General features: G+C 51.3%; 8 protein-coding genes and 1 pseudogene. 2 read left to right on the forward strand and 7 right to left on the reverse strand.

Features of this window, described 5'->3' with window-relative positions; translation table 11 throughout:
* The 4 genes from QME20_RS19305 to QME20_RS19320 form a co-directional block, all read right to left on the reverse strand.
* On the reverse strand, positions 1 to 629 hold a 629-nt coding region (locus tag QME20_RS19305; protein WP_281716488.1), incomplete at its 3' end, for a DcaP family trimeric outer membrane transporter.
* A gap of 141 nt (positions 630 to 770) precedes the next feature.
* A complete protein-coding gene (locus QME20_RS19310; protein ID WP_004574636.1) occupies positions 771 to 2,060 on the reverse strand; it encodes an ISL3-like element ISPpu12 family transposase in 1,290 nt (429 codons plus the stop codon).
* A 21-nt stretch (positions 2,061 to 2,081) separates the two neighbouring features.
* The gene (lspA, locus tag QME20_RS19315; RefSeq protein WP_003821921.1) at positions 2,082 to 2,594 is read right to left on the reverse strand and encodes a signal peptidase II; all 513 of its coding nucleotides are present in this window, start codon (positions 2,592 to 2,594) and stop codon (positions 2,082 to 2,084) included.
* A gap of 3 nt (positions 2,595 to 2,597) precedes the next feature.
* The gene (locus tag QME20_RS19320) at positions 2,598 to 3,494 is read right to left on the reverse strand and encodes a cation transporter (RefSeq protein ID WP_020744994.1); all 897 of its coding nucleotides are present in this window, start codon (positions 3,492 to 3,494) and stop codon (positions 2,598 to 2,600) included.
* 95 nt (positions 3,495 to 3,589) lie between these two features.
* On the opposite strand from QME20_RS19320, the gene cadR reads away from it, so the two are divergent.
* Positions 3,590 to 3,997 carry a Cd(II)/Pb(II)-responsive transcriptional regulator gene (gene cadR, locus QME20_RS19325; protein ID WP_007148576.1) on the forward strand — a complete coding sequence of 136 codons (408 nt, stop codon included), beginning with the start codon at positions 3,590 to 3,592 and terminating at the stop codon, positions 3,995 to 3,997.
* 161 nt (positions 3,998 to 4,158) lie between these two features.
* Complete coding sequence (locus QME20_RS19330; protein WP_020744993.1) at positions 4,159 to 4,746, forward strand: hypothetical protein; 588 nt, start codon at positions 4,159 to 4,161, stop codon at positions 4,744 to 4,746.
* 26 nt (positions 4,747 to 4,772) lie between these two features.
* Here the strand turns inward: QME20_RS19330 and QME20_RS19335 are convergent, their stop codons facing one another.
* The 3 genes and pseudogenes from QME20_RS19335 to QME20_RS19345 form a co-directional block, all read right to left on the reverse strand.
* Positions 4,773 to 5,408 (reverse strand): DUF4400 domain-containing protein, encoded by a 636-nt coding sequence (locus tag QME20_RS19335; protein ID WP_000033753.1) that lies wholly within the window; start codon positions 5,406 to 5,408, stop codon positions 4,773 to 4,775.
* Positions 5,395 to 5,955, reverse strand: coding sequence for a conjugative transfer protein (locus QME20_RS19340; protein ID WP_281716489.1), 561 nt, complete (start codon positions 5,953 to 5,955; stop codon positions 5,395 to 5,397). The genes QME20_RS19335 and QME20_RS19340 overlap by 14 nt, the downstream gene beginning before the upstream one ends.
* 9 nt (positions 5,956 to 5,964) lie before the next feature.
* Positions 5,965 to 6,696, reverse strand: a pseudogene (locus tag QME20_RS19345) (TraM recognition domain-containing protein); the annotation flags it as partial.
* Between the last annotated feature and the right edge of the window lie 73 nt (positions 6,697 to 6,769).

Genomic DNA, 6,769 nt, shown 5'->3' on the forward strand with positions numbered 1-6,769 from the left:
TCTGGAACGCTGCTGTCGTCACTCGTAATTCGGCTACCACCGCCAAATGGCGTAATGGTTGATTCTGGGTTTTCAAGCGCAAGCTGTAGGCCGCCGTTGGTATATCTCACCATAACTTGACGGGCAAAGGTGATGCCGTCAGTGGTACCAATAAAATCAAGTGATTCTGGTAATGAACCTACGTCCATAAAGGTCGTCCCTGTTTGGCCCACCAACCAATTCTTGTAAGTTAAGTACGCGTGGCGTACTCGCGGAGTGTAGGAGTTACTGATTCGCTCATCACCGCCGCTAGTTACAAGGAAGTCGAGTTCGAATACACCGTTAATTGTGTCGCCTTCAGCCGTAGGCGTTGACGTTGCAAAGCGGAATCGTGAGGTTCTGATATGCGCGTCAAATTGTGGATCTTCGTCAACGCCACCAACAGGTGTTAGTGAAGGAATATAGAAATCGCGACCTACGCTACCTGATGCAATGGTGCCATCTGAGTAGTCACTAACCATAGCGTCGACTTTAATATAGCCTGTGAATTTCACACTTGTGTCGCCGATTGTTGCTGCTTGTGCTGCACCTGTAGATGCTGCCAGGCACAGCGCTACTGCTGTAGCCGTATTTTTTATTTTAGCTTTCATCGTGTCTGTTCCAAAAAAGTGGTTAAATAAATGTAAATTCAACGTTAACATTGCTGATTGTGTCCTTATTATCTAAAAATTAAGGGTATACGGATTTAATGGTTGATGGGGCACCTTCACCCCATCAATCTGATACCACCCTCAGATGGTTGATAGATCGACTCCGTAGTTGAGTTCCTCTGCGAAGTCCGGCAGTCCGTAACCGATGGTTTTCTTGTAGAAAGGAGAGACCTTCGCAGTCGGTGCCTTCTTCTTGTGCTTCGTGGTGTAGAGCATTCGTGCCCGCATCACCTCGAAGGAGTAACCGCGCCCTTCACGGTTCTTGTCCTTGGCCAGTCGGTTGATGGACTCCGTGTAAGCGTTGGTGACGGGCATGTCCGTCTCGAAGTAGGTCATGGTCTCTTCGCGCCAGTTTCCCACTGCCCTGACCAGATCGCTCCAGACTTCCTTTTGGCCCTTCGGGATGGTGGCTATCCACTCGTCCAGGGCGGCTTCTGCCTGGAGCCGTGTGGTGGCGTCCCAGATGCCGTAGAAGCGCTCCTTGTGCTCGTAGGCGGCCAGCAGTTGCGGGAACGCGCCTGTCCAGGTCTCCATGATGAGGCGCTCCCGGTCTGAGACTTCGTGAGCGCGTTTCAGCAGGATTTTCCGGTCTCCCTTGAGAGTCCGACTCTGGGACGGTTTCAGCTCCTTTCTGAGGCCCTTGCGCACTCTCTCTAGGGCATCGTTGGCCATGCGCACCACATGGAACTTATCGACCACGATGCGGGCCTGGGGCAGCACAGCCTTGACCGCTGCCCGGTAGGGGTTCCACATGTCCATGCTGACGATCTCGACCTTCTGCCGGTCTTTCAGCTTCATCAGGTAGTTGGTCACCACGTCCTGGCGGCGGGTGGCCAGCAGGTCGAGCAGGGTTCGCTCCTCAATGTTGGTCAGAATGCAGCGGTAGCGCTTGTTCAGGTATAGCTCGTCAATGCCCAGGATGCGGGGCGTCTCGAAGCGGTGCCAGCGCCCCAGGAACTCGGCGCGGGCGTTGAAGATGTCGCGCACCGTCTTCTCGTCCAGGCCGGTCTGTGCCGCCACAAAGGTGTAGGGGTGGTTGAAGGATTCCTTCTCCACGTACTCATGCAGCCGCAGTGTCATACGGAATCCGTCCACCATCTCCGGTAGCTGGGGCCTGAATGTTGTCTTGCAGGCCCGGCAGGTGTATCGGCGGCGGACCACCCAGAGAGTGACCCGCTTGCCGTGGATGGGCAGATCACGATAGGGAACGTCACGCTTGCCGAACCGTACGAACTCACCCTGCACGCCGCATTCCTCGCAGGCGATGGGATCGGGCACGTCCACCTGGAAGTGCATTTCGTCGTCGGTTGATTTGCAGCCCAGTACTTGGTATTGCGGCAGGTGAAGGATGTTGTCGGGAAGTTCGGTCATGGTGTTGTATAGGCGTAGGTGTCAGTCAGATCCATCCGACTCGGCATTGGTGTTTGCTTTTTTACCCAACAAGCTGCTGGAAACGAAAAGTAAGGCACCGAGGACAATTGCAATATCAGCCAGGTTGAAGGCCGGCCAATGCCAGTCTCGCCAATAGAAATCAAAGGAATCCACAACATAGCCGCGAAAGACCCGGTCAATCAGGTTACCCATGGCGCCACCGAGGATAAGACTGTAAGCGATGGCTTCTCCTTTATGACGATTTTCAAGGATCAGCTTGATCAGAAAAATCGAGACCACTACCGCGATTCCGATAAAAAAGTAGCGCTGCCAGCCTCCACCATTCGCAAAAAGACTGAATGCGGCACCGGTGTTCCATAGGTGCACCCAGTTAAAGAACGGGGTCACCGAAACATACTCGCCATAGGCCATTGATTGCTGCACCAGCCACTTTACAGCCTGATCAGACGCTGCCAGCAGGCCCGATATGGACAATAGGGCATACGGCGAGAGCTTTTTGCCAATAATGAGCATTATTTAACCCTTCAACGCCAAAATGCGTCTGGCACCGTTAAGTACAATACCCCCCGCGATGGTGCCGATAATCAGATCCGGATAATTGGAACCGGTCCACGCGACCAGGGCGCCGGCGGTGATGACCCCCAGGTTGATCACCACGTCGTTGGCCGAGAATATCCAGCTTGCCTTCATGTGCGCCCCGCCTTCCCGATGTTTGGATATGAGCAGCAGACAACTGGTATTGGCAATCAATGCGACGAATGCGATAGCCATCATCACCAGCGATTCAGGCTCACTACCGAATACAAAGCGTCTCACCACCTCTACGAGCACGCCCACAGCCAAGATCAGTTGCAGTACACCAGCAAGATGCGCGGCACGTACCTGCATTTTCACGCTATGTCCAACCGCATAAAGGGCAAGCCCGTACACCGCCGCATCGGCAAAATTGTCCAGGGATTCTCCAATCAGGCCGGTGGACCGGGCGATCAGACCGGCAGTCATTTCCACCACGAACAGAAGTGCATTGATGCCGAGCAACCAGCGCAGGGTCCCGGATTCTTGCTTAGCAGAAGCTGCCGAAAACTCGGCGGCCTTGATGGTCTCCGGATTTGCAGCGACGGTTTCCTGAAGCGAGGCGCCTAGCCCCAAGGTCTTCAGTTTCGAGGTGACGGGCTCAACCTCGCCGTCATGCACGACCTTCAGCCGGCGGTTCGACAAGTCGAAGGACAGCGCCCGAATCTCCTCAAAGCCGTTCAGGGCTAGGCGAATCATTCGTTCTTCTGATGGACAGTCCATCTTCGGCACGGCATAAACACTGACCCATCTCCCTGGCGCCTCGGAGGAGGCCTGTATATCGGTATCCGCTGCGGACGTTGCATCAGCGCCACAGGCGCCACCACAGGATTTGCTCATAATACGACTCCACTTGAACAATGTTGTGGTACCATTTTAAACTATAAAGCTACTATAAGGTCAATAGAGTAAAGAATCCGTTGGGGAGGAGGCTGATGCGCATTGGTCAGTTGGCGCAGTTGGTAGGGGTCGAAACACAGACGATCCGCTTCTATGAACAGCAGGGCTTGTTGCCGCCGCCTGATCGGCAGGACAACGGTTACCGTGTCTATACCGAGAAGCATGGTGAGGGGCTGGCCTTCATCCGCCGCTGCAGAATCCTGGGCCTGTCACTGGCTGAGATTCACGAACTACAGAGCTATCAGGACGACCCTCATCAGCCTTGTACCGCCGTCAACACCTTGCTCGATGATCACATCTCTCATGTGCGGTCGCAGATAACCGCTCTGCAAGCGCTTGAGAAACAACTCGTTTCACTGAGAGCGAGTTGCAACGATGACCGGGAAGTTGAGGCGTGTGGGGTTCTTGCTGGAATTAGCGAAGGAAACATGCACCAGCAGTAGGTGAAGCATCAACCAGATAATCCGATGAGATGCCGGTCTGTCTCACTCTCATGCAAAGGTAAGATCAACCATTTAATCCGCTTACCCAAAATTTATTTTTTGCTTAGGTTTTTTCTGCGACCTCGGCAGTGGGCACCGTATTCGCTAATAGGAGAAACTCAATGCAAATTACTAAAATCATTTCCTCTGCCTCGGTTGAACGTTTAAAGCAAAAAGCACGAAAGCTTAAACGTGAAAAATCTATTCCACACACTCAAGCACTCGATGAAGTTGCAGTATCTGCTGGTTTTAATCATTGGCATCAAGTTGTGCAAGCTAATGACTTACTTAAACCATCAGAAGTGGCGTTATCTTCTGGATGTGTCATGGCTTTTGATGTCAAAGATGGTATGGATGTCGATACCAGTGATGGGGTTTTAATTGAAGACCACTTCTTGGAGATGCTCACTGAAAAGCAGCTATTTGAAATTTATGCCAACTCCCCTGATGAGGACGACGAACAAAACAGGCCTCTAAAAGAAACGCTATCGGATTCAGAGCTTCAGGAGTACTTTCGAGATGATTGCTCATTCATGTACTTTCGTCTTGCCGAGCCTCATGCAAACAAACCGCTGAAAGAAGTATTGGCTCTTATACGACAGTACTCGTTTTGGATGCCGCAATATATTTGGCTTCAAGGTCACCTTATTGATACTTATCATTTGCCAGCTGAAGACGAGAACGGCAATACCGTAGGCGTAAGGTTTTAGCTCTACAAGATGAGGCCTAACTGGCCTCATATCTTCTTCTGCAAGTGGCTTAACGCCAACCCTGCCATCAATGCCAAGCCGATGATCAGCGACGGTAGTACCACCGGTGGAATAGCCAGCGGGGCGAACAATCCCATAAACAGCAAAATGACGCCTGAGCCCAGAATTATCATGCTGTAGCGGTGAATAATAGGGCTAGAAAAATCAAAGGTTGTCTTCTTAATCTTCCAGGTCATCAAGCCGTCCCACAGCGCCGGTAACATGAGAATAAGGGCAAAGGGCAACCAGACCATCAACAAAGCAAATCGAGTGAACACTTGGTACAGCACATCAAAAAATGCCTGAATACGGTCTTCTACCCACACAAACCAAAAGCCGCCCATGTTCTCCATCCCTTTAGAGCGCAGTCGCTGCTCTTCAGTGGGGATTAGAAAATCACGCACAGATTGCTCCATCTGCGTATCTACAACCCATGATTGATACCAGCCATGGCTAGTTTGACCAATCCAATAGCTTGTTTGAGCGCCCAATTGATTTTGGATCATCTGTTTCTCTTTACTAATAACCCGGCCAGTCCAATCACCGGGCACTAACACGCCAATGGCAATAATCTCCAGCATCAGCGCCAGACACAGCAGCCAAACCGACTTATGCTTGCTCATGCCAAACATCCTCTTCAACTCGCGCCAGCATGGCTGCAACGGTTGGCGTCATAATCCGGGCTTTAATTACTTGTTGAAGCCGCTTTGTCGATGTATGGCCACTGACATAACGCACATCAATACGTCCTTCAGCCAAATACGCCATCCGATTTTGACGATTACGAATCCAGGAGTAGAAATACACACCATCTACGGCAGCCCACTCGAAATGGTCAGGATCACGCAGCCGAACCCCCGTTAAAGCACTGGCGGCAGTCCAGGTCAGTGCCTCAATGAAATGCCACAGTCGGATACTGTCATCATCACAACTGACTTCGTCATAACTGCCCAAACCATTACAAAGGCACAAATCAAAGATGGAATGGCCATCTAAAGTGAGCGCATCTGTTAAATAGTCCGCCAAACAGTGCACTGAGGCCAAAGCATGAGGCCAGTCGGTTTCAAGCAGCCTTAAAGTTTCCTTGAACTGGGGGTTATGTTGCTGGCACTGAGCGAGCATTTCTTTACTGGTAAGTGTTGTCATTTTCAGACAGACAGAATGATGCATACAGACTCCTTATGCTGCCTGTGTAGAGCTGGTTAAAATAGGAATGCGGCCTTTGATCACGCGGCCACCTGAAAGCTTGGCGATGTACTCCAGGTTGGGAAGCTGGCCTAATAACTGCGGTGGAAACATATCGCCTTCTTCCTCCATCAAGCGTTCGCCATGATTGCCGGTAAACAACGCGGGGCTGTCCGAGTTGGACGACATACCTTGAGTTTGCATGATGTACTGCAACCGAGTCTTAGGCAGATTGTCGGTAATGTACTGCTGCGTTTCGGCATCCATCACCCGAAGGGCTATCAAGTTGTTGATGTTACCTAACACCTGGCGAGCCTTAGCTTCACTGCCTGTACGAGCTGCAAAGTCAGCAAAGGTCTGAGTAGCAATTACACAACGCATTTTTGCGCCACGGCCTTTGTTGAGCAGTTGAATGAAGGGATCGTTGACGACTTCAGCCGCCTCATCGATGAAGATATTTACGGGACGATTTTCAACACCATAGTTATAGCGATCACCGGCCACAGCAGTGAGATCGGACAAAAGCAACGAACCAATGGCGCTGCCAACCATGGCGTCAGTTAATGAATCCAAGCCGATATACGCCACTTGGGCATTGTTGATAATACGGCCAGAATCCGTAATTAACCGGCTGTCATCCACATCGTTTGCAATCGGTGATAACAGTGGCCCTAATTCACTTGATGTGAGCATATTGAGCACCGGCATCAGTGAGGCCACCATCTTGGGGTTCTAGGGATTTTCCCCTCTAAAAAGACATAATCCTCTGTAGACCACACCAATAAATGGCTGCGGAGGT

Source organism: Alteromonas sp. CyTr2, assembly GCF_947311905.1.
GTDB lineage: Bacteria > Pseudomonadota > Gammaproteobacteria > Enterobacterales > Alteromonadaceae > Alteromonas > Alteromonas macleodii.

Coding starts and splice junctions, on each gene's coding strand:
- QME20_RS19310 (WP_004574636.1), bottom strand. CDS start 2,060: ATGACCGAACTTCCCGACAACATCCTTCACCTGCCGCAATACCAAGTA.
- lspA (WP_003821921.1), bottom strand. CDS start 2,594: ATGCTCATTATTGGCAAAAAGCTCTCGCCGTATGCCCTATTGTCCATA.
- QME20_RS19320 (WP_020744994.1), bottom strand. CDS start 3,494: ATGAGCAAATCCTGTGGTGGCGCCTGTGGCGCTGATGCAACGTCCGCA.
- cadR (WP_007148576.1), top strand. CDS start 3,590: ATGCGCATTGGTCAGTTGGCGCAGTTGGTAGGGGTCGAAACACAGACG.
- QME20_RS19330 (WP_020744993.1), top strand. CDS start 4,159: ATGCAAATTACTAAAATCATTTCCTCTGCCTCGGTTGAACGTTTAAAG.
- QME20_RS19335 (WP_000033753.1), bottom strand. CDS start 5,408: ATGAGCAAGCATAAGTCGGTTTGGCTGCTGTGTCTGGCGCTGATGCTG.
- QME20_RS19340 (WP_281716489.1), bottom strand. CDS start 5,955: ATGCATCATTCTGTCTGTCTGAAAATGACAACACTTACCAGTAAAGAA.